This is a genomic window from Nonomuraea turcica, from assembly GCF_030718205.1.
Taxonomy (GTDB): domain Bacteria; phylum Actinomycetota; class Actinomycetes; order Streptosporangiales; family Streptosporangiaceae; genus Nonomuraea.
In genome coordinates, this window is the sequence record NZ_JAUZQF010000003.1 from 121,777 (window position 1) to 145,904 (window position 24,128).

The window sequence follows — 24,128 nt, forward strand, 5'->3', positions numbered from 1 at the left end:
GGGGCCGTCAAGACTGACTTTGGGGAACGATCCCCAATCGTGACTCGGGGAAAGTGCTTCCCCGGAGGGTTTTCGGGACCAGGAATGGGTAACGTTATCCACGACTTTCCGATGGTTGAACCGTACTGTCCGAACGGATCCGACGGGAAGGCGGGCGTATGGGCGGGGCCGCTCGAGGGCGCCGGATCACGATCGCCGACGTGGCGAGCCGCGCTCAAGTCTCCACCACCGCGGTGTCGAAGGTGCTGCGTAACGCCTACGGCGTCAGCGCGGCCATGCGAGACCGCGTCCGGGCCGCCATCGACGAGCTCGGCTACCGCCCGCGTAACGCGGCGCGGGCGATGCGCGGCCACACGTTCACCATCGGCGTGCTCCTGCCGCACATCAGCAACCCGTTCTTCGCCGAGATCCTCGACGGCCTCATGACGCAGCTCGGCGGCACCGACTACCAGGCCATCCTCGTCCAGGGTGGCAAGGATCCGGAGGGGGAGCGCCGGGCGATCGACGCGCTGGTGGACCGCCAGGTGGACGGCATCCTGATGATCGCGCCGCTCGGCTCCAAAGGGGAGCTGGAAGAGGTGGCGGCGGGCACGCCGACCATCGTGCTCGGCCCACACGAGAAGTCGGCCCTCTACGACTCGGTCCACGACGACGACGAGGCGGGGGCCGAACTGGTCGTGAGACATCTGATCGCACTGGGGCACCGCCGCATCGCGCACATCGGGCAGCGTGACGCCAGCCGCGGCAGGCCCGCGGCGCTGCTGCACACCATCAGAGAACGGACCTACCGGCGGGTCATGGCCGAGCACGGCCTGGCCGGCGAGATCGCCGTCGCCGCCACCGCCTACACGGAGGAGGGCGGCTATGCGGCGGCGCGTGTCCTGCTGGCCCGCGAGCCGCGCCCCACCGCCATCTTCGCCGGCGCCGACCTGGCCGCCTTCGGCGCACTCGCGGCCCTCTACGAGGCCGGGCTCGCCGTCCCCGCCGACATCTCTCTGGCCGGCTACGACAACACTCGCATGTCCGGCCTCGCCCACATCTCCCTGACCACCGTCGATCAAGACGGCACGATCATGGGCAGAACGGCGGGCCGCCTGCTCCTTGAACGCATCCAGGGCCGTACGGCGGCGGTCGACTTCTCCCTCACGCCGACCTTGGTGCCGCGCCGCTCGACGGCTCCCTGTCGTTGAAGCGCACTTGGTAGGGTACGCCGGTCCACAACGCACCGATATGCGGGCCACTCAGCAAGGAAGCGAAGGGGGCGATCTCAGGCGCCGCCCCCGGAGAGTTGGAGTATCTCGCCACCCGCCTCGCGCAGCCCCTTCCCCAAGAGTTGCGCGAGTGGCTCCAGATCTGCCGGGGCAGCACGGCAGGGCCGGGCGGCATATTTGGAATCGGCACCGCGAACGGAAATCTCGACATCACCACGCATCTTGGTCTCCACCCGGAATGGCGCCGGAAAGCGTGGATCCCGGTCGCTGGCGACGCCGGGTATGTGCTGGCGAAGGATCCAGACCTCGCGCTGCTCGTGAACGAGGAACTGTTCCCCTGGGCAGAATGAAGCGAAATGGCCTCGGCGTGCTGCGGTGTCGCTACAGGCGGTGTGTCGCGTCGCTGCGGTAGTCGGTGTAGGTGTAAGGATTGTCGAGGATCTTCGTCGCGGGGATGTCTGGGTTCATGCCCTTGTTCCAGGCATCCTCGCCCATTTCCGAACGAAGATATTCGACCGTGCGCTCGACCTGGCGGCGCGCCGCCGTCAGGTCGACGCCGAGCAGCTCGTGCTCGTGCTTGACCACCCGCCCGTTGACCAGGACGGTGTGCACGTCGCCGCGCTGGGCCTGGAAGGCGACGTGGCCGTACGGGTTGAGCACCGGGAACGAGACCGGCGAACGGTCGTTCTTGATGAGCACCAGGTCGGCCTTCTTGCCTGGCGCGATCACGCCGAGGTCGTCGCGGCCGAGTGCGTGGGCGCCGCCGCGGGTGGCCCAGTCGACGACCTGGTCGGCGCGCAGGCCACAGTGGGTGACGGTGTCGCCCTTGGCGTGCGCCTCCAGGTGCTCGCGGGAGCGGTCGGCGCCGAGGGTGGTGCGCATGGCGGAGAACAGGTCGCCGCTCCACCACACGCTGGTGTCCATGGACAGCGACACCGGGATGCCGTGGGCGCGTACCGCCCAGGTGGGCGGGTAGCCCTGGCCGGCGCTCTGCTCGCTCTCCGTGGAGACCGAGACGGAGCCGCCGGTGGCGGCGATGCGGTGGTAGGAGTCGGCCGACAACGACGCAGCGTGCACGTAGATGGTCCGCGGGGTCATGAAGCCGTGCTCGTACATGAGCCGGATGCCGTCGTCGCTGGTCGCGCCCCATACGCCGGCGTGCGTGGTGACGGGCACGTCCAGCTCCCGCGCCACCTCGAACGCGGGCTTCTCCGGGAATGCGGGGTCGCCCAGCACGTCGAAGGCGAGCTGGAAGCCGAGCAGGTCGTCGCCGGTGATCCGGCGGGCCACGAAGTCGCGGAACTCGGGCGCGGCCGTCCACTCGGCGGGCGGCTGCTGAATGTTGCCGTACGCGAGTACGTACCGGCCCGGCACCTCCTGCAGCGCGTCGACGGCGGCGTCGGCGTGGTCCACCGTCTGCAGGCCGTGCGACCAGTCGACGACGGTCGTGACGCCGGCGTCGAGCGCCTCGATCGCGGCGAGGGTGTTGCCCGCGTAAATGTCCTCCGGCCGGAACAGCTTGCCGTGCTCCAGGTAGAACCAGACGAAATACTGCGTGAGCGTCCAGTCGGCGCCGTACCCGCGCAACGCGGTCTGCCACATGTGCCGGTGAGTGTCGATCATGCCGGGCATGACGATGCCGTCCGACGCGTCGATCGTGACAGCGTCCTCGGGCGCCTCAAGATCGGGCCCGACCGCGGCGATCCGGTCGCCGGTCACCAGGACGTCGGTGCGTTCGAGCACCGTGCGCCCGCCGTCCATCGGCAGCACGGTGCCGCCGCGCAGCACCACAGGCCGCCCGGCCTCGAACTCGGTCCGCTCGCTCATCGCTGAACTCCGATCTTCCGAACGGTTGTCCGCTACACGGTCATGCTGTTCGCCGTAACTCTACGGTTGCCGGGAACGGTGTCAAGAGCCTCCGCCGCCCTTGGGCCCCGGTCCGGGCTTGTGCCAGAATCGCGATTGCGGACAATCGTCCGTGTAGTGAACGCAGGTGTTGGAGGGAGCCGGATGACAGACGACGCCGTAGCGGCGAACGGACCGGCCGGGGGAGGGCCGCTGTCCGGCGTGCTGGTGGCCGACTTCTCCCGGATCCTGGCCGGGCCGTACGCCACGATGTTGCTGGCCGACCTGGGCGCCGACGTGGTCAAGGTCGAGGGGCCCACCGGGGACGACACGCGATCCTGGACACCGCCGGTGCGGGGCGAGGTGTCGACGTACTATCTCGGGGTCAACCGGGGCAAACGGTCGATCGCGCTCGACCTGCGGGACGAGACCGACGCCGAGGCGGCCCGGGAGCTGGCCCGGCGCGCCGACGTGCTGATCGAGAACTTCCGGCCCGGCGGGCTGGCCAAGTACGGCCTCGACTACGCCTCGGTCAGGACCGCGAACCCCGGCGTCGTGTACGCCTCCATCAGCGGGTTCGGGTCGGGCGCCGGGGCCCGGGTGCCCGGCTACGACCTCATGGTGCAGGCCATGTCGGGGCTGATGAGCCTCACCGGCGATCCTGACGGGCCGCCGTACCGGGCCGGGATCTCGGTGTTCGACGTGATGGCCGGCAACCACGCCGTCATCGGCATCCTCGCCGCGCTGCGCCACCGCGAGGCCACGGGGCAGGGGCAGCAGGTCGAGGTCAATCTCTTGTCGTCGGCGCTGACCGGGCTGGTCAACCACAGCTCCGCGTACGTCGCCGGCGGGGTCGTGCCGTATCGGATGGGGAACGCGCATCCGAGCGTGTTCCCGTACGAGCCGCTGCCGACCGCCGACAACGACCTCATCGTCACCGCCGCCAACGACGGCCAGTTCCGCAAGTTGTGCGAGGTGCTCGGCATCCCCGAGATCGCCGACGACCCGCGCTTCGCCCGCAACGCCGACCGCACCGCGCGCCGGGACGAGCTGCGGCCGATCCTGGTCGAGCGGCTCGCCACCCGGGGCGCGGTCGAGTGGTTCGAGTTGCTGGTCGAGGCCGGGGTTCCGAGCGGGCCGATCAACACGATCGACGGCGGGTTCGCGATGGCCGAGCGGTTCGGGCTCGACCCCGTCGTCGAGGTGGGGGCAGGGGAGCGGGCGGTTCCGACCACGCGGCATCCGATCCGGTTCTCAGAGACGCCCGTCAGCTATACGCTGCCGCCACCGGAACTCGACGAGCACGGCGCGGAGCTGCGTAAGTGGCTCGCCGGCCCCGCCGGCTCCGTGGAAGGAGATGGGGCGTGATGCCGGAACCCGGCACGCAGTCCAATGTGCCCGAGTCCGGCACGCAGTCTGATATGCCCGAGTCCGGCACGCAGTCTGATATGCCCGAGTCCGGCACGCAGTCTGATATGCCCGAGTCCGGCACGCAGTCTGATATGCCCGAGTCCGGCACGGAGCGGCAGTACCCCACGGCGCTCGGGGCGTCGTCGCCGACGACGATCACGCTGCTGGGGCAGGATCTGGCCGAGGATGTCATGGGCCAGGTCGGCTTCGGCGAGCTGGCGTTCTGGCTGGCCACGCAGCGCCGCCCGACGTCCGGCGAGATCCGGGTGTTCGAGGCGATCCTGGCCGCCCTCGCCGACCACGGGTTTACCCCGACCGCGATCGTGACCCGGCTGACGTACCTGTCCGCGCCCGACTCCGTGCAGGGCGCGCTCGCGGCCGGCCTGCTCGGCGGCGGCTCGCGCTTCCTCGGCGTCACCGAGGACTGCGGCCGCTTCCTCAACGAGGTGCTGCGGGAGCACCCGATCCCCGACGACGACGCCGGCTGGGACGCGCTCGCCCTGGAGACCGTCCGCGCCCGGCGCGCGGAACGCAAGCTCATCCCCGGCCTCGGCCACCACGTGCACAAGGACGGCGACCCGCGCACGCCGCGGCTGTTCCAGATCGCCGCCGAGGAGGGCCTGTACGGGCCGCACCTGTCGCTGTTCGCCGCCATCGGCCGTGTCCACCCGCAGGTCCTGGGCCGCACACTGCCGCTCAACGGGGCCGGCGTGTGCGGGGCGGCGCTGGCCGACCTGGGCCTGCCGCTGGAGCTGCTGCGGGCGTTCGCGCTGTTGGCCAGGACCGCCGGCCTGATCGGCCAGCTGGCCGAGGAGCTGCGCCATCCGGTCGCGGCCGACATCTTCCTGTCCGTGGACCTCAACAACCAATCCATCCCGCCCGAGCCGTACGCCAACGGAGGCTTGCATGGCTGAACTCGTCGCGGTCATCGCGTCCACCCACCATCCCTTCTACTACCGCGCCTCCACCAGCACCGGCGAGGACCGGCCGCCGTTCGCCGACGAGTGGGTACGCAAGGTCGAGGCGTTCCGCGAGACCCTGACCAAGGCCAGGCCCGACGTGCTGGTCATGGTCGGCTCCGACCACTTCCACCAGCTCTGGCTGGACAACATGCCACAGTTCCTGGTCGGCAAGGCCCCCTTCTATGACGCGAACTTCTACAACGAGGAACGCGAGTTCGGCCTGCCCAGGATGTTCTTCACCGGACAGGAGGACCTGTCGGCGTACATCCTGCGTGAGGGCCTGGACGCCGGCTTCGACCTGGCCTTCTCCAACGAGCTGCGGATCGACCACTCGATCACCTGCCCGATCATCACCCTGCGCCCGCAGAACGACCTGCCGATCGTGCCGATCTACACCAACATCTTCGCCCCGCCGCTGCCGCGGCCCAAGCGGTTCGTGCAGCTTGGGCGGACGATCCGGGAGCTGGTCGAATCCTGGCCGTCGGATCAGCGGGTCGCGGTCATCGGGACCGGGCATCTGTCGCTCGAGCTCGGCGGTCCCCGCCAGTTCGGCCCGCACGGGCCCGACCCCGAGTTCGACCGGCGGGCCGTCGAATGGATCTCCTCAGGGGACATCGAAGGCTGCCTGGCCGAGGTGACGCTCGACAGCCTGCACGCACCCGGCAACGCCACCCACGGGTTCATGGACTTCATGCTGATGATGGGCGTCGCGGGCGAGGGGCGAAAGGCCGACTACGTCGACACCTACGACCTGTTCCACACCATGGAGGCGTACTTCACCTGGTATCCGAACGGAGGCGGCCGGTCGTGAGTAAGTATCTGCTCGACAAGTTCCTGTTCACCGTCGACCGCGATCCCGAGCTGGTCGAACGTTACCGGGAGCAGCCGCGGGCCACCGTCGAGTGGTGGGAGGCCGAGTACGCCAACCGGATCCTCGGCTGCCACACCGGTGAGTCGTCCACCTGGCTGCGGTTCGACGACACCGAGCGGGAGGCGCTCGCCACGCACGACTATCCCAAATTGTTCGAGCTGGGGGCGCACCCGTTCCTGACGCTTACGCTGTTCATCGCGATGTTCGAGCGGGACTACGCCGAGCCGCTCGGGTTCCAGCTGGAGTACGCCCGACGCCTGGCCCACCACAACCTGCCCTACCCGGACATCGCCACCTGAACGGGATGCGAAGGGAGCCGCTGATGCGTGCCGCGCAGATCGAGACCTGCGGAAAGCCGCCCCGGGTGGCCGAGCGCCCGGCGCCGGAGCCGGGGCCGGAGGAACGGCTGGTGGGGGTGCTCGCCGCGCCCATCACCCCGCTCGACGTGCTGTGCGCCGGCGGCTCCTCCTATTTCGGCGTCCCGGCCACCCCCTACGTGCCGGGCGTCCAGGGCGTCGGGACGGTGGGGGACGGCACGCTCGTGTGGTTCTCGACGTCCGCGGGGATGGCGCCCGGCGACGGGAGCATGGCCGAGCTGGCCTCCATACCCGCGGACGACCTTGTGGAGCTGCCTGCCGGGGCCGACCCGGTCGCCGTCGCCGCGCTGGGGTTGTCGGCGGTCGCCGCCCACATGGCGCTGACCTGGCGCGGCGAGCTCGCCGCCGGTGAGCAAGTGCTGGTCCTGGGGGCGGGGGGCGTGGTCGGGCAGGCCGCCGTGCAGCTGGCCCGGGTCGCGGGCGCCCGGCGGGTGATCGCGGCGGCCCGCTCCGCGGCCGCGCGGGAACGGGCCGAGCAGGCGGGCGCGGACGCCGTGGTCGCGCTCGACACGGACGATGTGACCGAGCTGGCCGCACGCTTCGCGGCCGCCTCTGACGGGCCGCTTGACCTGGTGCTCGATCCGCTCTTCGGCGTGCCGGCCGCCGCGGCCGCCCGCGCCTTGCGGGCCTACGGGCGGCTGGTGAATCTGGGCAGCTCGGCGGGGGAGACGTGCCCGCTGGACTCCGCGACCCTGCGCAGCCGGTCCCTGCGGGTGCTCGGCTACACCAACAACGAGCTGACCAGGGAACAACGCGCCACCGCCATGGGGCGGATCGCGGAGTTGGCGACGCTGGGGCGCCTTGAGGTGTCGCATGAGGTCGTGCCGCTCGACGAGATCGAGGCCGCGTGGAGCCGCCAATCCGCGGGCGCCACCTCCGGCCGCATCGTCCTGACCCCGCAACCCTCCTGACCCCGCCCGCTCACCGGACCGGCGCCTGGACCGGCAGTGTGACGTGGGGGACGGTTTCGTACAGGGCCCAGTCGGCGCTGATGGCGCCGGCCGTCTTCAGCAACAACGGCAGGTGCACTTCGGCCAGCCGCTCCACCGGCGTCTCCGCCGCGTGCGCGTTGACGTTGATCGCCGCGATCACGTTTCCCATGCCGTCCCTGAGCGGCGCCGCCACGCTGCGGATGCCCAGGGCGAGCTCCTCGTCCGTCAGCGCCCAGCCCTTCGCCCGCACCTCCCGCAGCGCCGCGTCGCGCTCGGCCACGTCCGGCCGCCAGCGCGGCTCCACCCCCGAGCGGCTGGGCTCGGCGAGGACCCGGTCCACCTCGTCCGGCGGCAGCGCGGCCAGCAGCACCTTCCCCAGCGACGTCTGCAGGGCGGGGAACCGGGTCCCGATCTGCACCGACAGGGTGACGATCTTCGGTACGGCCACGCGCGCGACGTAGACGATGTCGGACCCGTCGAGCTGCGCGATGGACGACGACTCGTGGGTCTGCGCCACCAGCCGCTCCATGTGCGGCCTCGCCACCTCCCACAACCCCATCGAGCGCACGTAGGACACCCCCAGCTCCAGCACCCGGGGCGTGAGCGCGTATCCGCCGGGCTCGCTCCTGGCGTAACCCAGCTCCTGCAGGGTGAGCAGGATCCGGCGGGCCGTGGGCCGGGCCAGGCCCGCGGCGGCGGCGACCTCGGTCAGCGACATGACGGGCCGGCCGGGCCGGAACACCCTGATCACATCGAGGCCGCGGGCCAGCGCCTCGATGAAATCGGGGCCGGTGTCAGCACGTGCCATGGAACGCCTCCCTGCTCGGATCCCGCCGATCCGACTCTAGACCGTCGGGCGGAGCCCTGTGTCCGCATAGCGGCGGCTGGGGCGAGCATAGCGCTGCCCGCCCCAGCCGCGGATACGGGGCCTGATCAGGAGGGAATGTGACGGTGGCGTTTCCGAGTGGTCGTTACACGGACGCTTGTCCGCAAGGGAGGTCCTTGTGCCTCACAGGTCGGAGGCGATGATGGTGTCGATGTTCCGCTCGGCCAGCGCCGTGATGGTGACGAACGGGTTGACCGTGGTGTTGCCGGGGATGAGCGAGCCGTCGATGACGTACAGGCCCGGATAACCGTGCAGGCGGCCGTGGTTGTCGGTGGCCTTGTTCAGCACCGCGCCGCCGAGCGGGTGGTACGTCAGGTGATCGCCCCAGATCTTGTAGACCCCGAACAGGTCGGTGCGGTAGATCGTCCCCTCCTTGGCGTTGATCTTGTCGAAGATCGTCTTCGCCATGTCGATGGACGGCTGCTTCCACGCGGTCTGCCAGTTCAGCTCCACCTTGCCCGCCGCCGCGTTCCAGGAGAACTGGGCCCGGTTCGGGTTCTTGGTGATCGACAGGTAGAACGAGGCGAAGGTCTCGATCCCGGTCGGCAGCGGCGCGACCTCGGCGAACGCGCCCCCTGCGGCCCAGTTGTCGATGCCGCAGCATGGGATCGCCGACTGGAGGCTGCCGGTCGGATCCCACAGGTGGTTGGCGCGGCCGCACATGACGTTGCCGTTGTCGCCCCAGCCCTTGCCGACCTCGCCGTTCAGGTTCGGCAGCACGCCGGTGGCCTTCAGCCGGACCAGCAGCTTGCTGGTGCCGACGCTGCCGGCGGCGAAGAACACCCGGTCCGCGGTCACGGTCTTGGTCGCGGTGACGTTCCCGGAGGTGTCGATCTGCTCGATGGTCACCGTGTAGCGGCCGCCGGACGCGGGGGCGACCGCGGTGACCTTGTGGAGCGGTGAGATCGCCACCCTGCCGGTGGCCTTGGCGCGGGCGAGGTAGGTCTTCTGCAGCGTCTTCTTGCCGTGGTTGTTGCCGTAGAGGATCTCGCCGGCCAGCGCGGACTTCGTGACGGTGCCGGCCTCCTCCTGTCTCATGTAGTTCCAGTCGTACACGTCGGGCACGAAGACGAACGGGAAGCCGGAGCGCTGGGCGTGCTTACGGCCGACGCGGCCGTACTGGTAGTAGGGCGTCGTGTCGAACCAGGCCGGGTCGATGGTGGCGACGCCCAGCCCGGCGTTGGCGCGTGGGTAGTAGACGTTGTACATCTCGTCGGCGTTCACCGACGGGAGCACGGAGCCGAAGTTCTCGCGCCTGGGCGTGACCGCCATGCCGCCGTTGACGAGCGAGCCGCCGCCGACGCCGCGGCCCTGGTAGACCGTGATCCCGCCGAACTCCTCGGCGTCCAGCACGCCGGTGTGGCGCGGGATGTCCCGGTCGATGGGGAAGCCGAGGAAGTAGTTGAGCGGCGCCTTGGTCCTGGTCCGCAGCCAGTACGACCGGTAGTCCGGCTCCCGCGTATTGCAGAAGATCTTGCCGTCGGAGCCGGGCGTGTCCCAGGCCATGCCCATCTCGATCATGTGGACGTCCACGCCGGCCTCGGCCAGGCGCAGGGCGGCGACGGCGCCGCCGTACCCGGTCCCGATCACCAGGGCGGGGACGTGCGCCCCCGAGGCGATCGGGCCGGCCGCCGCCCGGGCCGGGGCGGCGAGTGCGGCGGCGCCCAGGAGGGTGCCGGCGCCGGCGATGAAGCCGCGGCGAGAGATGGTGTCGCTCATGGGGGGTTCCTCGCTCTCATCGACGCTCTAATCGATGCTGGTCGCCGGCCGGGGATGGGCCGCCGGGCAACACGCAGGCGGTGTCCAGGCCCAGCACGCGGTTGAGCCGGCCGAACGCCCACCAGGAGCCGATGCTCATGCTCAGCTCCACGATCTCGGCCTGGCTGTAGTGCGCGGTCATCCGGGACCAGAACTCCTCGTCGAGGCCGTGGTGGTCCAGGGCGTAGCGCTCGGCGTACTCGGCGGCCAGGCGGGTGCGCTCGTCGAAGGCGGTGGTGGTGCGCCACTCGGCCACCGCGTCGGCGAAGCCGTCCTCGACCTTCTGGCCGTCGCGTTCCGTCCGCCAGTCCAGGCAGAAGACGCAGCCGTTGAGCTGGGCGACGCGCAGCCGGGCCGCCTCGAACTCCCGCAGGCCGAGCGTCGTGTTCGCGTAGACCGACAACGAGAATCGGGAGGCGGCGGCGCCGATGCCGGGGACCATCTCGCCCCACACGTACGCGATCGGGTCCTTGCCCTCGGGAACGTCGATGATCACGGATGCTTCCTTCCGAGTCTGCCGGTCGCGGGGCGCAACGGCACGTCGAGCGCGTCGTACAGTCCTGGTTCGGCCGTCACGAGCCAGTCGATGGCGTTCACCAGACGGCCGGCCGCGGTGGCGTTGCCGCCCGCGGAGCGGTTGCCGCCCTCGTCGGTGGCCTCGACCGTGACCTCGATGCGCGGGCGGCCCTCGATGATCACCCGGTGGGCGCCCTCGCCGCTCGGAGGCGACGGCCAGTCGGGCGCGCAGGACGGGTGGATGCGGGTGACGTGCTCGACGACGATGCGCGGCTCGCCCCCGACCACCCCCTGCACCTCGAACCGCACCGCACCCTGCGTGCCCGCCGCGAACTCGCCCATCTCCGGCGTGGTCACGGTGGTCTCGAGCGGGCGCCGCTGCACGCTCTCGCGGAGGTCGTCGAGCTCCACGCCCAAGGCACGGGCCATCAGCCGCACCTGGCCGCCCCACACCATAGAGGGGACGCTCGGCGCGAGCATCGGCGGCTCGTAGTCCATCGGCTGGCCCATGCCGACCAGGTAGCGGACAGAGTCCGGCTGGTCGTACGTGGAGTAGTCGAAGATCTCCTGGCAGCGGACGGCGTCAATGACGGACCCCAGTCCGCTGATCAGCAGGGGCAGCACGTCGTTGCCCCAGCCCGGGTCGACGCCCGAGACGAACAACGAGCCGCCGCCCTCCGCGATGGCGGCCCGGACCTCGGCCTGTAATGCGGGCGGGGCGCTGCGCTGGTCGTAGAGCGCGTAGAGGGAGGGGGTGACGACCACGGCCCCCGTGCGGAGCACCCTGATGACGTCGGCCAGGGCCGCGTCGGGGCGCAGATCGCCGGAGGCGGCGTAGACGACGGCGCGCGGGGAGGCGGATAAGACGGCGTCGACGTCGGTGGTCGCCGCCACGCCGACCTCGTAGCCGAGTACGGCCAGGTCGCCGGCGTCGCGGCCGGCTTTGGCCGGGTCGTGGACCAGCACGCCGGCGAGCTTCAGTGCGGGATGCGCCTCGACGGCGCGGATGGCCGCACGGCCGACGTTGCCGGTACCCCAGATCACCGTGGACACCATGGCCGGAGCGTAGCAAGCGCTTGGTTCGGTGTATAGGTCAGGACGGAGTCGGTGACGCGGTGCCCGTCGGAGCAGGGGAGGGCGAGCCGGCGCCCGGGGCGGTGGGGGAGGGCGAGCCGGTCGGCGGGGGTGTCAGCCGGGTGTAGACGCCGGTCTTCTCCTTGATCGGCACATTCACGCGGACAGGCTCGGCGCCGCTGAAGACGAACGTCATCGGCACCGTGGTGCCACGCGGGCGCACCCCGGTGACCGTGCAGAGTGGCTTCTCGCCGGAGCCGACGAGCTGGTTCGGAGGCAGGGCGACAGGCCCGGGGAGCTGGGCCGACCCGCCGCCTTCGATGGTGATGCGTTCGAGCCGCGCCGGCTGATTGCCTTCGTTGATCAGCACCGCGTACAGGGCCTGCTGCGGGGCGGGCGAGGCCGGGTCGGCGCCACCCAGCAGGAAGACGTTACGCAGATGCAGGGTGGACCCCACATCGACGTTGGCCCCCTCATTCTGGGGGATGTCCTTCGCGCTGGTGTCGAATCCAGCATGGCCTTGACAACCGACGGCGGCCGCCAGGGCCATGACGATCACGGCAGAGGCGATAGGACGCATCGCTCGGCCCTCCTCTCGGCGTTGGCCTCCCGCTACCCGTGAACACACCACTGAACCCAGCACGTACGGAAGCCACGATCGCACCGGCCGAGCCGGTCACTCCCTTTCCCGCGAAATCTGCCTCGTGACCGTCACCACCACTTCAGGTAACGTCACGGGAAAGCAAGGCCTACCGAGGAGCGGTAGATGGTAGAGGAGTGGGCGCTCGACGCCACTGGCCAGGAAAAGAGACGACAGCTGGTCCGGGCGGTGATCGCCTCGGCCGTCGGCACCTCGATCGAATGGTATGACTTCTTCCTGTACGGCTTCGCGGCCAGCACCATCTTCGCGCAGCTGTTCTTCCCCACGAGCGATCCGACCACGGGCCTGCTGCTCGCGCTCGGCACCTACTTCGGCGGTTTCGCCGCCCGCCCGATCGGCGCGGCGATCTTCGGCCACTACGGTGACCGCATCGGCCGCAAGGCCACCCTGATCATCACGCTGCTGGCCATGGGCGTCGCCACCGCGCTCGTGGGCCTGGTGCCGACCTACGAGCAGATCGGCATCTGGGGCGGCATCCTGCTGACCCTCCTGCGCCTGCTGCAGGGCATCAGCGTCGGCGGCGAATGGGGTGGCTCCGTCCTGCTCGCCACCGAGTGGGGCCAGTCGCGCGGCGGGCGGCGCGGCTTCCTCGGAAGCTGGCCGCAGTTCGGCGTCCCCGTCGGTCTCGTGCTCGGCTACCTGGCGCTGCAGACCTTCCAGCCGGTCGACCCCTACTGGGGCTGGCGCATCCCGTTCCTGCTCAGCATCGTGATGGCCGCAGTCGGGCTCTACATCAGGCTCGGCATCCTGGAGACTCCGGTCTTCGCCAAGGTCCTCGCGGAGAACAAGGTCGAGCGGGTCCCCGTGCGCGAGGTCATCGTCAGGAACTGGCGGGAGATCGTGCTGAGCGCGCTGCTGCGCACCGGGCAGCAGGCGCCGTTCTACATCTTCACCGTCTTCGTCCTCACCTACGCCACCAAGACGCTGGGCTTCGAGGCCAGCGACGTCTACACGTACGTGATCGTCGCGGGCATCGTCTCGCTCTTCACGGTTCCGTTCTGGGGTTACATCTCCGACCTCGTGGGCCGCAGGCGCCTGTACATCGTGGGCGCCGCCGCCATGGCCGTCTGGTCCTTCATCTACTGGCCGCTGCTGGACACCCGCGTCCCGTCGCTGGTCTTCCTGGCCATCGTGCTGGCCGCGCCGATCCACGACATCCAATACGGCCCGCAGGCCACGTTCATCGCCGAGAGCTTCACCGGCCGGCTGCGTTACAGCGGCGCCTCGCTCGGCTACCAGCTGGCCTCGGTGACGGCCGGCGGGCCGGCGCCGCTGATCGCCGTCTGGCTGTACGCGACCTACCAGAGCTCGCTGTCCATCGCGATCTACATGGCGATCTGCGCGTTGATCAGCGTGGTGGCGGCGTTCGCGCTGAAGGATCGCTCGCACTACGACTACGCGGTCGAGTACGACGAGCCGCACCCGTCAAAAGCCGCGGAGTGAGGCGAGCCCACAGGGGAAGAGTTTCTACAGAAAATCTATTCCGGTATTTCTCATCGCATGTTACGGTGAACCTGTCCGGCCAGAACAATCCTTCCGTCGCGGGCAGCAGGGAGGGGTGAGCTGCCGTATGCGCCGCGTAAGCAAGGCGGACGGCGAGCCCATGACCACCGTCAGCCAGTTGCTTTACGTCGATCATCTCGTTCGCGTCACCTGCGCTGTGACGCCCGGCTCGGCGCTGATCCGCATCATCGGCGAGCTCGACAAGACCAACAGCGCCGAGGTGCTGCGCATGCTGGAACGGTCCCGGCGGATCGACCATCCGCTCGTCCTCGACGTCGGCCAGGTCGGCTTCGCCGACGTCACGGCAGTCAGGGCACTGGTGGCCTTCGCCGAGCGGACCGGCGCGCCCATCCGCGACACCCCGTACCAGATGCGCCGCTTGATGCGGCTCATGCGGCTGCGGCCCTTCGGTGAGCCGGAAAACCCCTCCTCGTAGGGCTATTCGGCCGGGCGGCGGTGCTCGCCGACCAGGTGGCCGTTCTGCCGGATCTGCGCCGCGTCGTACGGGCGGACCGGCCGGGTGACGAATGACTCAGCGATGCTGTCAGCATGCACCCGGTCGACGCCCCAGCCGATCGTGTGCCAGCGGCCCAGCCCGTCCTCGCCGGTGGAGTCCAGCACGGCGATCTCGAAAAGCTGGGCGGCCGGAGCCGGAGTGCAGGAGACGTGCCCGGTGGGCACGGCGGTCCGCCGGCTGTCGATACCCGGCTGTTCCATATGGGGCTCCTTTCCGCCCGGTACGATCGTCACCCGGAACAAGGTCATACCCGGCTTTGGGTACCGAAACATCCGCGGGCCCTACGCTGTCGAAGGGGACACTAGTCTGCGGCCAGGAGCGTGAGAATCGGTGAGCACTTACCACGATCGTTCTTCTTCTTCCTCCTGGACCTTCCTCACCCACCATGCCCGGGTTCTGCTGGAGATCGCCCGCGATCCCGAGGTCCGGCTGCGCGACATCGCCGCCAGCATCGGCATCACCGAACGCGCCGTACAGGGCATCGTGACCGACCTGCACGAGGCCGGCTACGTGGCGCGCGAGCGGGTGGGGCGGCGCAACCGCTACATCCTCCACCTCGATCAGTCCTTCCGCTACCCGACCGAGGCCAACCTGCCCGTCCGCCTCCTCATCGACCTGTTCACCCGGCACGACCTCTCCCAGGACCAGTCGCTCGAGTCGCACTGACCGGCTGAACCGGCCAGTGCCCCGCCGGACGCGGCTCAGCCCCACACCCTCTGGGCGGTGTCGACGACCAACTCCAGCTTGCGCCGCTCGTCGTCCACGGTCAGCAGGTTGCCCCTGGCCGTGGAGGCGAAGCCGCACTGCGGGCTGATCGCGAGGTTCTCCGGCGGCACGTACTTGGCGGCCTCGTCGATCCGGCGGCGCAGGTCGTCCTGCGACTCCAACGTCGGGACCTTGGAGGAGACGAGTCCGAGGACGACGGTGGTGCCCTGGGCCACGAACCGCAGCGGCTCGAACCCGCCGGCCCGCTCGGTGTCGTACTCGAGCAGGAACCGGTCCACCGGCACCTCGCCGAACAACCGCTCGGCGATCGGCTCGTAGCCTCCCGTGGACATCCACGCGCTGCGGTTGTTGCCCCTGCAGATGTGCATCCCGACCGTGACGTCGGGGTTCATGGCCTTGGTGGCGCGCACCAGCTCGGCGTCCACCGCGACCGTCGCGTCGAGTATCGCCTCAGGGCCGGGGGCGCCGGGTCCCATGAGGCGCGCGCGGAAGTCGGCGTCGAACACCATGTTGTAGCTCAGGGAGTCCAGCTGGATCCAGTTGACCCCCAGGCCCAGCAGCTCCTCGATCTCCTTGATCCGCAGCGAGACGAGGTCGCGCATCATGTCGCCGGGCGTGGGGTAGACGGCCTGGCTGAGCTCCGGCCGCCACAGGAGGTTCCCCATCGAGGAGCTCATCATCGTGATCTTGAACTGACCGGATGCGTGCCGGGCCATGAAACCGGCCTCGACGGCGGTGAGATGCGCCTTCTGAGTGAGCTTGGCATTCGCGGCCACCATCTGGAACGCGGTCTCCTCGGGCGGCGGCATGCCGTCCTCCCTGAACCACGCCGCCGTGGGCACCTCGACCGGCACCACCCCGCCCAGCGACTCCAGCAGGCCCGCCATCCAGGTGGCCCGCCGCATCTCGCCGTCGGTGAAGACCTCGATCCCGGCCTCACGCTGGAGCCGGATCGCGGCCAGCACCGCGTCGTCCTCCAGCTTGGCCAGTTCCTCGCCGCTCACCTCGCCCTTTTCGCGCGCCTGCCTGGCCTGCAGCAGCTCGGGCGGCCGCAGCAGGCTCCCGACGTGCTCGGCGTGGTGGATCGCGGGCATACTTCCTCCTCGGTGTCAGGGACGCGGGAGATCGGGGGGCCGCGTCCGCCGTGAGGTGAGAGAGTCCACCCGCCACTGTCCGCCACAGGGGCAAGGTCGTCCACCCCTGAGATGTTTCTTGCAGTGTGATCGTTTCGTGATCTAGAATGGCGATAAGTGGGGATTGGGTGGGAATTACTGATCCCGAAGTCCAGCAGAGGGCTTCGACTCACGCGAACGGCGTGGTGTGCCTCTGCCTGGACTTTTTTGGTGTGCAGGGGCGCCTGAGACTTACTCTTGGAGTATCCGATGGCAGTCCTGGAAATCGCGTTCGAAGAGATGACCGCCGAGCAGCTGCTGGCCGAGATGAAGCGGCCGGAGACCTCGGACCTGCAGAAGATCCGCATCCGTGAGCGTCTGGTGGAGATGTACGCAGGTCTGGTCAACGACGTCACGCGACGCTACTACCACCGCGGCGAACCCATGGAGGACCTGCGCCAGGCCGCGTACGTCGGACTGATGAAGGCCATCAACGGCTTCGACCCGGACCTCGGGCACGAGTTCCGCGGCTACGCGATGATCACGATGGTGGGCGAGGTCAAGCGGCACTTCCGCGACCGTACCTGGGCCATCAGGGTGCCGCGCGTCTTCCAGGAGCGCCGGTTGGAGCTCAACAAGGCGACCGCCGAGCTCACGCAGACGCTCGGCCACGCGCCGACCGTCGGGGAGCTGGCCGCCAAGATGGGCATCTCGCAGGAGGACGTGCTGCTCACGCTCGACGCGTCGGCGGCGTACAACACGCTGTCGCTGGACGCGCCGGTCGGCGGCGAGGAGGACGCGGCCGACCTGGGCGACTTCCTGCCCGCGCAGGACGACACGCTGGACGACCTGCTGGGCGCCTACGCGATCAAGCCGCTCATCGACGCGCTGCCGGACAGGGAACGCAACATCCTCCTCATGCGCTTCTACGGCAACATGACCCAATCCGAGATCGCCGCCGAGTTCGGCATCTCGCAGATGCACGTGTCCCGCATCCTGCGCGCCGTGCTGGCCAAGCTGCGCGCTCAGCTGCAGGACTGAGCGGCCTATCCGGTACGCCAGTCGCCCGAGCCGAGCGCCCCGGCGGCCTGCGGGCCCATCAGTCCCAGGCCGCCGTCGACGTAGACGGTCGCCCCCGTGACGTACGAGGCGGCAGGGCCGGCGAGGAAGGCGATGACCGCGGCGATCTCGCCGGGCGCCACGGTGATGCCGTATTCGGCCAGTTCCAGCGCCAGGACGCGGCTGAGCAGGCGCAGCCCGCCCTTGGCCGCGCAGTACGGGCCCGCGCCCACCCGCGGATACTCCTCGTGCACGCTGGTGACGTTGACGATGCGGCCGCCCCGGCCGGAGGCGATCATGCGTTTGGCGGCCCGCTGCGCGCACAGGAAGGCGCCGTCGAGGTCCACCGCCAGGACGGACCGCGGCCAGCTCGTCCACGACCGCCGCGGCCCGCTCGGGGTCGGTCAGATCGTGCCGGCGCACGGCCGGGGCCCTGCCGAGCCCGCGTACCAGCCCGGCCGTGTCCTCCGCGCCGTCGCGATCGCTGTGGTAGGTGATGCCGACGTCGAACCCCTGCTCGGCCAGCGCCACGGCAGTGGCCTTGCCGATGCCGGAATCGGCCCCGGTGACGATGGCTACCAGGTCGTACATGTCGCTCATGCCAACCTTGGTCCCCCAAGGACCGCTCGGTAGTCTCCATGTCCATCGTGTGAAAGCTCTCCCGGACGGATCCCCCTGCATGAACGCTGATGTCATCGTCGTCGGAGCCGGCCTGGCCGGGTTGGTGGCGACCTGTGAGCTCGTCGACGCAGGCAAGAAGGTTCTTCTGCTCGACCAGGAGAACGCGGCCAACCTCGGCGGCCAGGCCCACTGGTCCTTCGGCGGCCTGTTTCTGGTCAACTCGCCGGAGCAGCGCCGGCTCGGCGTACGCGACTCCTTCGAACTGGCCTGGCACGACTGGCAGGGCAGTGCCGGGTTCGACCGCCTCGACGACGAGGACTCCTGGGCGGTCCAGTGGGCGCGGGCATACGTGGAGTTCGCCTCCGGGGAGAAGCGGGCCTGGCTCGAGCGCCTCGGCGTCAAGCTGCTGCCCACCGTCGGCTGGGCCGAACGCGGCGGGTTGCGCGCGGACGGGCACGGCAACTCCGTGCCGCGTTTCCACATCGCGTGGGGGACCGGGCCGGGCGTGCTGGAGCCGTTCGTCCGCCGGGTCCGGCAGGCCGCCGACGAGGGGCTGGTCACCTTCCGCCACCGTCACCGGGTCGACGAGCTCGTCGTGTCCGGCGGCGCCGTCCAGGGCGTGCGCGGGACGCTGCTGGCCGCGGACGACTCGCCGCGCGGTGTCACCTCCAGCCGCGAGCCGGTCGGCGAGTTCGAGCTCGCCGCCCCCGCCGTGATCGTCACGAGCGGCGGGATCGGCGGCGACCACGAGCTGGTACGCCGCTACTGGCCCGAGAGCCTCGGACCCGCGCCGGAGAGCATGCTCACGGGCGTGCCCGCCCACGTCGACGGGCGCATGCTGGAGATCAGCGCCCAGGCCGGGGCGCGGCTGGTCAACCGCGACCGCATGTGGCACTACACCGAGGGCGTCCGCAACTGGGATCCCATCTGGCCGGGACACGGCATCCGGATCCTGCCCGGCCCCTCCTCCCTGTGGCTGGACGCGCTGGGCCGGCGGCTGCCCGACCCGTGCCTGCCCGGCTACGACACGATGAGCACGCTGCGGCATCTGCGGAGCACCGGGCACGACCACTCCTGGTTCGTGCTCACCCAGAAGATCATCGAGAAGGAGTTCGCGCTGTCGGGTTCGGAGCAGAATCCCGACATCACCCGGAAGGACCGGCGGGCCTTCCTCAAGGAGCGGCTGGTCGGCAAGGGCGCGCCCGCCCCAGTGGAGGCCTTCAAACGGCACGGCGCGGATTTCGTCGTCGCCTCCACCGTGGAGGACTTGGTGGCGCGGATGAACGAGCTGACCAAGGCGCCGCTGCTCGACCCCGCCCTCGTCCGCCGCCAGATCGTGGCCCGCGACCTGCAGCTGGCCAACCCCTACAGCAAGGACGCCCAGGTCCAGGGCATCCGCAACGCGCGCCGCTACGTCGGCGACCGGCTGGGCCGCGTCGCCACGCCGCACCGGCTCCTCGATCCGGCCGCCGGTCCGCTGATCGGTGTCATGCTGCACGTGCTGACCCGCAAGACGCTCGGCGGCATCCAGACCGACCTGGACTCGCGGGCGCTGGGCCGGGACGGGCGGCCGGTCGAGGGGTTGTTCGCGGCGGGGGAGGTGGCCGGGTTCGGCGGCGGCGGCGTGCACGGGTGCAACGCGCTGGAGGGCACGTTCCTCGGGGGCTGCCTGTTCTCCGGCCGCCAGGCCGGCCGCGCCGCCGCCGGCTGACCGGGGCTACTCGAAGAAGCCGATCACCCGGCGGATACGATCTCCCGCGAACTCCACGACGTCGTACCCGGTGGCCACGGGGGCGTCAGGAGCGCCGAGCTTCCAGGTGAACAACGCCGTGTCGTGATGGGCGCCGATCAAGGTGCCCAGGCTGAACATCAGGTCGCCGAGCTTCTCGTGCGCCCGGCCGATCGCCTCCGAGAGCTCGGCGTGCCCGTGCAGGCCGGCGTGGTCGGGGTCGCTGTAGACAGAGTCCTCGGTGAGGACGTCCTTGATGAGGACCTGACGCGTGGCGGCGTCGCGCTCGTTCCAGACGTCGAGGTACCGGAGAATGAGGTCGTTCATGAGGTGATTCCTTCCAAAGGGGTGGTCGTGGACTGCTGCTGCTGAGGGGCGGGTTTGAGTGCCAGGGCGACGAGGCCGCCGAGTGCGGTGACGGCCGCGGCCGCCCATCCGGCCGCATGCAGGCCGTCGAGCATCTCGGCCGCCGGTGCGCCCGCGTTCACTCCCGCGGTGGCGACGGCGACGAGGATCGCCAGGCCGATCGCGCCGCCGACCTCCTTGGCGGTGGTGGCCAGGCCCGACGCCACGCCCTGCTCCTGCGGCGCGACCCCGGCCCCGGCCGCGGCGAACAGCGCGACGAAGGCGACGCCGCCGAAGAAGCCCCAGACGAGGCTGCCAGGGAGGAGTGTCCAGAAGCCGCCGCCCATCGGCATGCCGGCGGTCAGGATCGCGATCCCGGCTCCGGTACCGAGCATCCCGGCGCTGAGCGTCGTACGGATGCCCCACCGGCTCAGCATCATCGGCGCCGCCCGCAGCGCGGCGGCCATGCAGACGAGGGTGAGAGGCAGGAACGTCAGCCCGGCGTGGAGCGCGCTGTAGCCGAGCACCGGCTGCAGGTACGAGGTCAGCACGTAGTAGCCGCCGCCCAGGGTGCCCTGGAACACGCCGATGACGACCATCGTGGTGGCAGGTCCACGGCTGCGGACCAGCCGCAAGGGGATCAGCGGATCGCGGCTGCGCCACTCGACCAGGCACAACAGGCCCAGCAGTGCCGCCCCGGCGACCAGCGCCCCGGCCCCGCGCACCGTGCCCCAGCCGGCCTCCGGCCCGCTCGCCAGGCCGAACACCAGCAGCGTCGAGCCCGCCGTGGCCAGCAGCGCGCCCGGCACGTCGAAACCACCGAAGCCGGAGACACGGCCGGAGTCGGCAGGAAGCAGTCGTGGCGCGGCCAGAGCGGCCCCGGCCGCCAGCGGGACGTTCACGAAGAACACCCACTCCCACCCCAGGTAGTTGGTCAGCACGCCGCCCAGCAGAGATCCCGCGGCCAGCCCCGCGCTGCCTGCCATGCCCCAGGCGCCCAGCGCCCGGTTGCGGTCCGCGCCCTCCGCGAACCCGCGGTAAATCAACGCGAGCGTGGCCGGCGTGAGCAGGGCCCCGCCGACGCCCTGGACGGCGCGGGCGGCGATCAGCACCCCCGAGTCCGCTGCCAGGCCGCCGGCCAGCGACGCGACGCCGTACAACGTGAGGCCGAGCACGAACATGCGCCGAGCTCCGAGTTTGTCGACGGCCCTGCCGCCGAGCAGCAACAACCCGCCGAGGCCGATGGCGTACGCGCTGACCACCCACTGCACGGACTGGGCGGTGAAGCCCAGGGCCGAGCCGATGTCCGGCAGCGCCACGTACACGATGTTGTAGTCGAGAGCCACGATGAGCTGCGTGAACGCCAGCAGCGCCAGCCGGAGCCCGGGCCGTGCGATCACGACCTACCTACACAGTGATTGGTTTCTACACAGCGTTCAAATTTCATACGGCGAACAGTAGCGTAACGCTGTAGAGTGTCAAGGGTGAGTGATCGAACGATGAGCCGGCGCGACCGGCTGCGTGCACAGACCGCGGCCGAGATCAAGTCGATCGCGCTCGAGCTCATGGCCGCCGGCGGACCCGACGCCATCTCGCTGCGTGCCATCGCCCGGGAGATGGGCATGACGGCCGGTGCGATCTACAGCTACTTCGCCACCCGCGACGACCTGGTCAGCACGCTCATCGGCGAGCTCTACACCGAGCTGGTGGACGCGGCGGAGGCCGCGCGCGACACCGTGCCCGCCGCAGACCCCGGCGGGCGGATCCTGGCCTGGGCCCAGACCGTGCGCGAGTGGGCGCTGGCCAATCCGGAGGGCTTTCGGCTGATCTATGGGGACCCCGTCCCCGGATATCGGCCGCCGGAGGAGAGCCCGGCGCGGGAGGCGGAGCATCGCGCCTGCACCGGACTCACCGGCTTGGTGGCCGCGGCCTGGCCGGAGGCGGGACGCCACGCGGGCGGCGGCGACTACGACTGGTCCGCCTTCGACCCCGGCCTGGCCACGGACGTGCAGGCGGCCTTTCCCGGCTTGCCGCCTGCCGCCGTCGCGCTCACGCTGCGCGTGTGGGGCCGCATGCACGGACTCGTGGCCTTGGAGATCTACGGTCATCTGCGAATGCTCACTCACTCGCCGGCCGCCATCTACCGCGACGAGATGATCGGCCTGATCGCCTCACTCGGCCTGTCCCCGCCCGCCCGCGACCCTTCGACCGCCGTTTGAACGTCCGCCTCCTAGGCTTCAGTCCATGATCGCCATCGAGCCCGCCATCCTGTACTTCGGCACCCCGGTCGTGCTCCTGTCGACCGAGAACGACGACGGGTCGGCCAATCTCGCCCCCATCTCCTCGGCGTGGGCACTCGGCCAGGTGATCGTGCTCGGGCTGGGCGCGGAGGGCCAGACCGCGTACAACCTCGGGCGCCGCCCCGAGGTGGTGATCAACCTGCCCGCGCCGCACCAGTGGGCGGCGGTGGAGCGGCTGGCGCCGCTCACCGGCCGCCATCCGGTGCCCACGAGCAAGCCGCACGGCTGCCGCTTCGAGCCGGACAAGTTCGGCGCGGCGGGGCTGCGGGCCGAGCCGTCCGACACCGTACGGCCGCCGCGGGTCGCCGAGTGCCCGCTCCAGCTGGAGGCCCGCGCCGAACGGGTACGGCCGGGCGTCGCGGGCTGGTTCGTCATCGCCGAGGCCGTCGTCGGCAAGGTCCACGCGGACCCGCGCATCGTCGTGCCCGGCACCGACCACGTGGACCCGGCCGCCTGGAGCCCGCTCATCTACAACTTCCGCCACTACTTCGGGCTCGGCCCGGAGCTCGGCCACTCCTACCGCAGCCAGACACCCCGGGCATGACGGCTCACAGCGCGTTGGTGTTCTGCGCCGCCTGGTAGACGGCCATGGCCTCGTTCCCGAAGAAGGGGCCGAACATGAAGTTCGGCGCGAAGTTGTACTTGAAGCTGTTGACCGAGTTCAGCCAGCCCTGCCCGGTGGACTCGTCGAAACCCTGGAACCAGGGCCCGCCGCTGGACCCGCCGGTCATGTTGCAGCGCAGCCCCAGGTCGCTGGTCATGACGGTGTCGTCGATCGCGCGCCCGCTGCAGTAGATCAGCCGCTGCCCGTTGAACGGCGCCGCCGCCGGGAAGCCGAAGGAGTACATCTGTCGCCGCCTGGGCTGGTTGAACGCCACTCCCTGCCCGCCCACGACGTCGGTCAGCGTCCGCCCCTGCAGCGGCGCGACCACGGCCGCGGCGACGTCGAAGTTGATGTCCTCTCGGGCGTTCCACTGCTGGGTGGTCAGCAGCGTGGTGGCGACCCAGGTGCCGAAGGGGCGGCGGCCGTTGTCGAACCCCGGGACGAACACCCAGTTGCGGTGCGCGGCGCCGTTCAGCTTCACGCAGTGCCCCGCAGTGATCACGACGCTTTCGTTGGCGCTGGTCACGGCCGTGCCGGAGCAGGCGGAGTTGCGGCCTTCCGCCGTGGTGAAGAACACCCGCCCGACGGTGCGCACGACCCCGCCCCCGTCGGTCCAGCGCAGCCCGGGGCTGTTGGGCACTAGGGTCCGCTGCTGGGCCGCCACGCCCCGGACCGACCAGGCGGCGCCCTGGGTGGTCCACGGAGTACGCCGGGCCGTCGTCGACGCGGCGCCGCGGGTCGCCCACGGGGTGCCCTGGGACGGGTCGTCCCACTGGCTCGTGCGTCGCGGCGCGGGCGCATCCAGCGCTTGCGCCGCCAGCATGCGCTGCGGCGTCCAGTACTGCAGGACGGTCCTGCGCTCCGACCAGGAGTCGGCGCCCGACCAGCCGACGGGCCGCCTGGGGTCGAGGCCGGTCGAGGCACTGGACTGGGCGGCGCCCGCGGGGACCAGGGCGCCTGCCACGGTGAGCGCGACGGCGGAGAGCAGGGCGACTCTGCGGTGCATACGTACCTCCCGAAACCGGATAGTTGCGCTCAGAGGTACGTACGGAGGTGTCGATCCGACTCAAGGTATGCGTATCTGGATATGGCAGCGCCTGGAACCCGCA

Annotated in this window: 26 protein-coding genes and 1 pseudogene; 14 read left to right on the forward strand and 13 right to left on the reverse strand. The window is 70.4% G+C overall.

Annotated elements, in window-relative coordinates; genetic code table 11:
• Positions 1-158: 158 nt before the first annotated feature.
• Positions 159-1,190: a LacI family DNA-binding transcriptional regulator gene (locus Q9G87_RS09360; RefSeq protein WP_305915844.1), complete on the forward strand. Its 1,032-nt coding sequence runs from the start codon at positions 159-161 to the stop codon at positions 1,188-1,190.
• A gap of 98 nt (positions 1,191-1,288) precedes the next feature.
• The gene (locus Q9G87_RS09365; RefSeq protein WP_305915845.1) at positions 1,289-1,561 is read left to right on the forward strand and encodes a hypothetical protein; all 273 of its coding nucleotides are present in this window, start codon (positions 1,289-1,291) and stop codon (positions 1,559-1,561) included.
• 31 nt (positions 1,562-1,592) lie between these two features.
• Here the strand turns inward: Q9G87_RS09365 and Q9G87_RS09370 are convergent, their stop codons facing one another.
• Entirely contained in the window at positions 1,593-3,038 is a 1,446-nt protein-coding gene (locus Q9G87_RS09370) for an amidohydrolase family protein (RefSeq protein ID WP_305915846.1), read from the reverse strand.
• Positions 3,039-3,221: 183 nt separating this feature from the next.
• Here Q9G87_RS09370 and Q9G87_RS09375 point away from each other — a divergent pair, with 183 nt between their 5' ends.
• The 5 genes from Q9G87_RS09375 to Q9G87_RS09395 are packed head-to-tail and all read left to right on the forward strand — an operon-like array spanning position 3,222 to position 7,587.
• Entirely contained in the window at positions 3,222-4,424 is a 1,203-nt protein-coding gene (locus tag Q9G87_RS09375) for a CaiB/BaiF CoA transferase family protein (RefSeq protein WP_305915847.1), read from the forward strand.
• On the forward strand, positions 4,424-5,380 hold the full coding sequence (locus tag Q9G87_RS09380; protein WP_305916335.1) for a citryl-CoA lyase: 957 nt from the start codon (positions 4,424-4,426) through the stop codon (positions 5,378-5,380). The genes Q9G87_RS09375 and Q9G87_RS09380 overlap by 1 nt, the downstream gene beginning before the upstream one ends.
• Positions 5,373-6,239: a DODA-type extradiol aromatic ring-opening family dioxygenase gene (locus Q9G87_RS09385; RefSeq protein WP_305915848.1), complete on the forward strand. Its 867-nt coding sequence runs from the start codon at positions 5,373-5,375 to the stop codon at positions 6,237-6,239. Before Q9G87_RS09380 ends, Q9G87_RS09385 begins: the two co-directional genes overlap by 8 nt.
• Positions 6,236-6,598 carry a hypothetical protein gene (locus tag Q9G87_RS09390; protein ID WP_305915849.1) on the forward strand — a complete coding sequence of 121 codons (363 nt, stop codon included), beginning with the start codon at positions 6,236-6,238 and terminating at the stop codon, positions 6,596-6,598. Before Q9G87_RS09385 ends, Q9G87_RS09390 begins: the two co-directional genes overlap by 4 nt.
• A 23-nt stretch (positions 6,599-6,621) precedes the next feature.
• A complete protein-coding gene (locus Q9G87_RS09395) occupies positions 6,622-7,587 on the forward strand; it encodes a quinone oxidoreductase family protein (RefSeq protein WP_305915850.1) in 966 nt (321 codons plus the stop codon).
• A 10-nt stretch (positions 7,588-7,597) separates the two neighbouring features.
• Here the strand turns inward: Q9G87_RS09395 and Q9G87_RS09400 are convergent, their stop codons facing one another.
• From Q9G87_RS09400 to Q9G87_RS09420, 5 genes are all read right to left on the reverse strand, one after another.
• A complete protein-coding gene (locus Q9G87_RS09400; protein WP_305915851.1) occupies positions 7,598-8,416 on the reverse strand; it encodes an IclR family transcriptional regulator domain-containing protein in 819 nt (272 codons plus the stop codon).
• 201 nt (positions 8,417-8,617) lie between these two features.
• Positions 8,618-10,213 (reverse strand): GMC oxidoreductase, encoded by a 1,596-nt coding sequence (locus tag Q9G87_RS09405; protein WP_305915852.1) that lies wholly within the window; start codon positions 10,211-10,213, stop codon positions 8,618-8,620.
• A gap of 16 nt (positions 10,214-10,229) precedes the next feature.
• Positions 10,230-10,748: a carboxymuconolactone decarboxylase family protein gene (locus tag Q9G87_RS09410; RefSeq protein WP_305915853.1), complete on the reverse strand. Its 519-nt coding sequence runs from the start codon at positions 10,746-10,748 to the stop codon at positions 10,230-10,232.
• Positions 10,745-11,824 carry an NAD(P)H-dependent amine dehydrogenase family protein gene (locus tag Q9G87_RS09415; protein ID WP_305915854.1) on the reverse strand — a complete coding sequence of 360 codons (1,080 nt, stop codon included), beginning with the start codon at positions 11,822-11,824 and terminating at the stop codon, positions 10,745-10,747. Before Q9G87_RS09415 ends, Q9G87_RS09410 begins: the two co-directional genes overlap by 4 nt.
• A 37-nt stretch (positions 11,825-11,861) precedes the next feature.
• Complete coding sequence (locus Q9G87_RS09420; protein WP_305915855.1) at positions 11,862-12,422, reverse strand: hypothetical protein; 561 nt, start codon at positions 12,420-12,422, stop codon at positions 11,862-11,864.
• Positions 12,423-12,608: 186 nt separating this feature from the next.
• Between Q9G87_RS09420 and Q9G87_RS09425 the strand changes: the two genes are divergently transcribed.
• Both Q9G87_RS09425 and Q9G87_RS09430 read left to right on the forward strand, forming a co-directional pair.
• A complete protein-coding gene (locus tag Q9G87_RS09425) occupies positions 12,609-13,946 on the forward strand; it encodes an MFS transporter (RefSeq protein ID WP_305915856.1) in 1,338 nt (445 codons plus the stop codon).
• Positions 13,947-14,073: 127 nt separating this feature from the next.
• Positions 14,074-14,442: an STAS domain-containing protein gene (locus tag Q9G87_RS09430; protein ID WP_305915857.1), complete on the forward strand. Its 369-nt coding sequence runs from the start codon at positions 14,074-14,076 to the stop codon at positions 14,440-14,442.
• Between the two features lie 2 nt (positions 14,443-14,444).
• On the opposite strand, the gene Q9G87_RS09435 is transcribed toward Q9G87_RS09430, so the two are convergent.
• Positions 14,445-14,723 carry a hypothetical protein gene (locus Q9G87_RS09435; protein WP_305915858.1) on the reverse strand — a complete coding sequence of 93 codons (279 nt, stop codon included), beginning with the start codon at positions 14,721-14,723 and terminating at the stop codon, positions 14,445-14,447.
• 130 nt (positions 14,724-14,853) lie between these two features.
• Here Q9G87_RS09435 and Q9G87_RS09440 point away from each other — a divergent pair, with 130 nt between their 5' ends.
• Positions 14,854-15,189, forward strand: a complete 336-nt coding sequence (locus Q9G87_RS09440) for a helix-turn-helix transcriptional regulator (RefSeq protein ID WP_305915859.1) — start codon at positions 14,854-14,856, stop codon at positions 15,187-15,189.
• A gap of 35 nt (positions 15,190-15,224) precedes the next feature.
• Here Q9G87_RS09440 and Q9G87_RS09445 read toward each other — a convergent pair whose 3' ends face one another.
• Positions 15,225-16,343, reverse strand: coding sequence for a uroporphyrinogen decarboxylase/cobalamine-independent methonine synthase family protein (locus Q9G87_RS09445; RefSeq protein WP_305915860.1), 1,119 nt, complete (start codon positions 16,341-16,343; stop codon positions 15,225-15,227).
• A 288-nt stretch (positions 16,344-16,631) separates the two neighbouring features.
• Between Q9G87_RS09445 and Q9G87_RS09450 the strand changes: the two genes are divergently transcribed.
• Entirely contained in the window at positions 16,632-17,402 is a 771-nt protein-coding gene (locus Q9G87_RS09450) for a SigB/SigF/SigG family RNA polymerase sigma factor (RefSeq protein WP_305915861.1), read from the forward strand.
• 5 nt (positions 17,403-17,407) lie between these two features.
• On the opposite strand, the gene Q9G87_RS09455 is transcribed toward Q9G87_RS09450, so the two are convergent.
• Both Q9G87_RS09455 and Q9G87_RS60625 read right to left on the reverse strand, forming a co-directional pair.
• Positions 17,408-17,767 (reverse strand): SDR family oxidoreductase, encoded by a 360-nt coding sequence (locus Q9G87_RS09455; RefSeq protein ID WP_305915862.1) that lies wholly within the window; start codon positions 17,765-17,767, stop codon positions 17,408-17,410.
• A gap of 76 nt (positions 17,768-17,843) precedes the next feature.
• Positions 17,844-18,116, reverse strand: a pseudogene (locus Q9G87_RS60625) (SDR family NAD(P)-dependent oxidoreductase); the annotation flags it as partial.
• Between Q9G87_RS60625 and Q9G87_RS09465 the strand changes: the two are divergent.
• Positions 18,100-19,752 carry an FAD-binding dehydrogenase gene (locus Q9G87_RS09465; protein ID WP_305915863.1) on the forward strand — a complete coding sequence of 551 codons (1,653 nt, stop codon included), beginning with the start codon at positions 18,100-18,102 and terminating at the stop codon, positions 19,750-19,752. The pseudogene Q9G87_RS60625 and the gene Q9G87_RS09465 sit on opposite strands and share 17 nt — an antisense overlap.
• A 6-nt stretch (positions 19,753-19,758) precedes the next feature.
• On the opposite strand, the gene Q9G87_RS09470 is transcribed toward Q9G87_RS09465, so the two are convergent.
• Both Q9G87_RS09470 and Q9G87_RS09475 read right to left on the reverse strand, forming a co-directional pair.
• A complete protein-coding gene (locus Q9G87_RS09470) occupies positions 19,759-20,097 on the reverse strand; it encodes a nuclear transport factor 2 family protein (protein WP_305915864.1) in 339 nt (112 codons plus the stop codon).
• Positions 20,094-21,515, reverse strand: a complete 1,422-nt coding sequence (locus Q9G87_RS09475; RefSeq protein WP_305915865.1) for an MFS transporter — start codon at positions 21,513-21,515, stop codon at positions 20,094-20,096. Before Q9G87_RS09475 ends, Q9G87_RS09470 begins: the two co-directional genes overlap by 4 nt.
• 84 nt (positions 21,516-21,599) lie before the next feature.
• Between Q9G87_RS09475 and Q9G87_RS09480 the strand changes: the two genes are divergently transcribed.
• Positions 21,600-22,334, forward strand: coding sequence for a TetR/AcrR family transcriptional regulator (locus Q9G87_RS09480; RefSeq protein ID WP_305915866.1), 735 nt, complete (start codon positions 21,600-21,602; stop codon positions 22,332-22,334).
• 25 nt (positions 22,335-22,359) lie between these two features.
• Positions 22,360-22,959, forward strand: coding sequence for a flavin reductase family protein (locus Q9G87_RS09485; RefSeq protein WP_305915867.1), 600 nt, complete (start codon positions 22,360-22,362; stop codon positions 22,957-22,959).
• A gap of 4 nt (positions 22,960-22,963) precedes the next feature.
• Here the strand turns inward: Q9G87_RS09485 and Q9G87_RS09490 are convergent, their stop codons facing one another.
• Positions 22,964-24,025 (reverse strand): trypsin-like serine peptidase, encoded by a 1,062-nt coding sequence (locus Q9G87_RS09490; protein WP_305915868.1) that lies wholly within the window; start codon positions 24,023-24,025, stop codon positions 22,964-22,966.
• Positions 24,026-24,128 lie beyond the last annotated feature (103 nt).

Excerpts from the sequence above, each read along its gene's own strand:
- Q9G87_RS09425 (WP_305915856.1), top strand. The coding sequence starts at position 12,609 with ATGGTAGAGGAGTGGGCGCTCGACGCCACTGGCCAGGAAAAGAGACGA.
- Q9G87_RS09395 (WP_305915850.1), top strand. The coding sequence starts at position 6,622 with ATGCGTGCCGCGCAGATCGAGACCTGCGGAAAGCCGCCCCGGGTGGCC.
- Q9G87_RS09435 (WP_305915858.1), bottom strand. The coding sequence starts at position 14,723 with ATGGAACAGCCGGGTATCGACAGCCGGCGGACCGCCGTGCCCACCGGG.
- Q9G87_RS09380 (WP_305916335.1), top strand. The coding sequence starts at position 4,424 with ATGCCGGAACCCGGCACGCAGTCCAATGTGCCCGAGTCCGGCACGCAG.
- Q9G87_RS09430 (WP_305915857.1), top strand. The coding sequence starts at position 14,074 with ATGCGCCGCGTAAGCAAGGCGGACGGCGAGCCCATGACCACCGTCAGC.
- Q9G87_RS09375 (WP_305915847.1), top strand. The coding sequence starts at position 3,222 with ATGACAGACGACGCCGTAGCGGCGAACGGACCGGCCGGGGGAGGGCCG.
- Q9G87_RS09465 (WP_305915863.1), top strand. The coding sequence starts at position 18,100 with ATGAACGCTGATGTCATCGTCGTCGGAGCCGGCCTGGCCGGGTTGGTG.
- Q9G87_RS09420 (WP_305915855.1), bottom strand. The coding sequence starts at position 12,422 with ATGCGTCCTATCGCCTCTGCCGTGATCGTCATGGCCCTGGCGGCCGCC.
- Q9G87_RS09385 (WP_305915848.1), top strand. The coding sequence starts at position 5,373 with ATGGCTGAACTCGTCGCGGTCATCGCGTCCACCCACCATCCCTTCTAC.
- Q9G87_RS09415 (WP_305915854.1), bottom strand. The coding sequence starts at position 11,824 with ATGGTGTCCACGGTGATCTGGGGTACCGGCAACGTCGGCCGTGCGGCC.
- Q9G87_RS09400 (WP_305915851.1), bottom strand. The coding sequence starts at position 8,416 with ATGGCACGTGCTGACACCGGCCCCGATTTCATCGAGGCGCTGGCCCGC.
- Q9G87_RS09360 (WP_305915844.1), top strand. The coding sequence starts at position 159 with ATGGGCGGGGCCGCTCGAGGGCGCCGGATCACGATCGCCGACGTGGCG.
- Q9G87_RS09405 (WP_305915852.1), bottom strand. The coding sequence starts at position 10,213 with ATGAGCGACACCATCTCTCGCCGCGGCTTCATCGCCGGCGCCGGCACC.
- Q9G87_RS09450 (WP_305915861.1), top strand. The coding sequence starts at position 16,632 with ATGGCAGTCCTGGAAATCGCGTTCGAAGAGATGACCGCCGAGCAGCTG.
- Q9G87_RS09445 (WP_305915860.1), bottom strand. The coding sequence starts at position 16,343 with ATGCCCGCGATCCACCACGCCGAGCACGTCGGGAGCCTGCTGCGGCCG.
- Q9G87_RS09370 (WP_305915846.1), bottom strand. The coding sequence starts at position 3,038 with ATGAGCGAGCGGACCGAGTTCGAGGCCGGGCGGCCTGTGGTGCTGCGC.
- Q9G87_RS09490 (WP_305915868.1), bottom strand. The coding sequence starts at position 24,025 with ATGCACCGCAGAGTCGCCCTGCTCTCCGCCGTCGCGCTCACCGTGGCA.
- Q9G87_RS09485 (WP_305915867.1), top strand. The coding sequence starts at position 22,360 with ATGATCGCCATCGAGCCCGCCATCCTGTACTTCGGCACCCCGGTCGTG.
- Q9G87_RS09470 (WP_305915864.1), bottom strand. The coding sequence starts at position 20,097 with ATGAACGACCTCATTCTCCGGTACCTCGACGTCTGGAACGAGCGCGAC.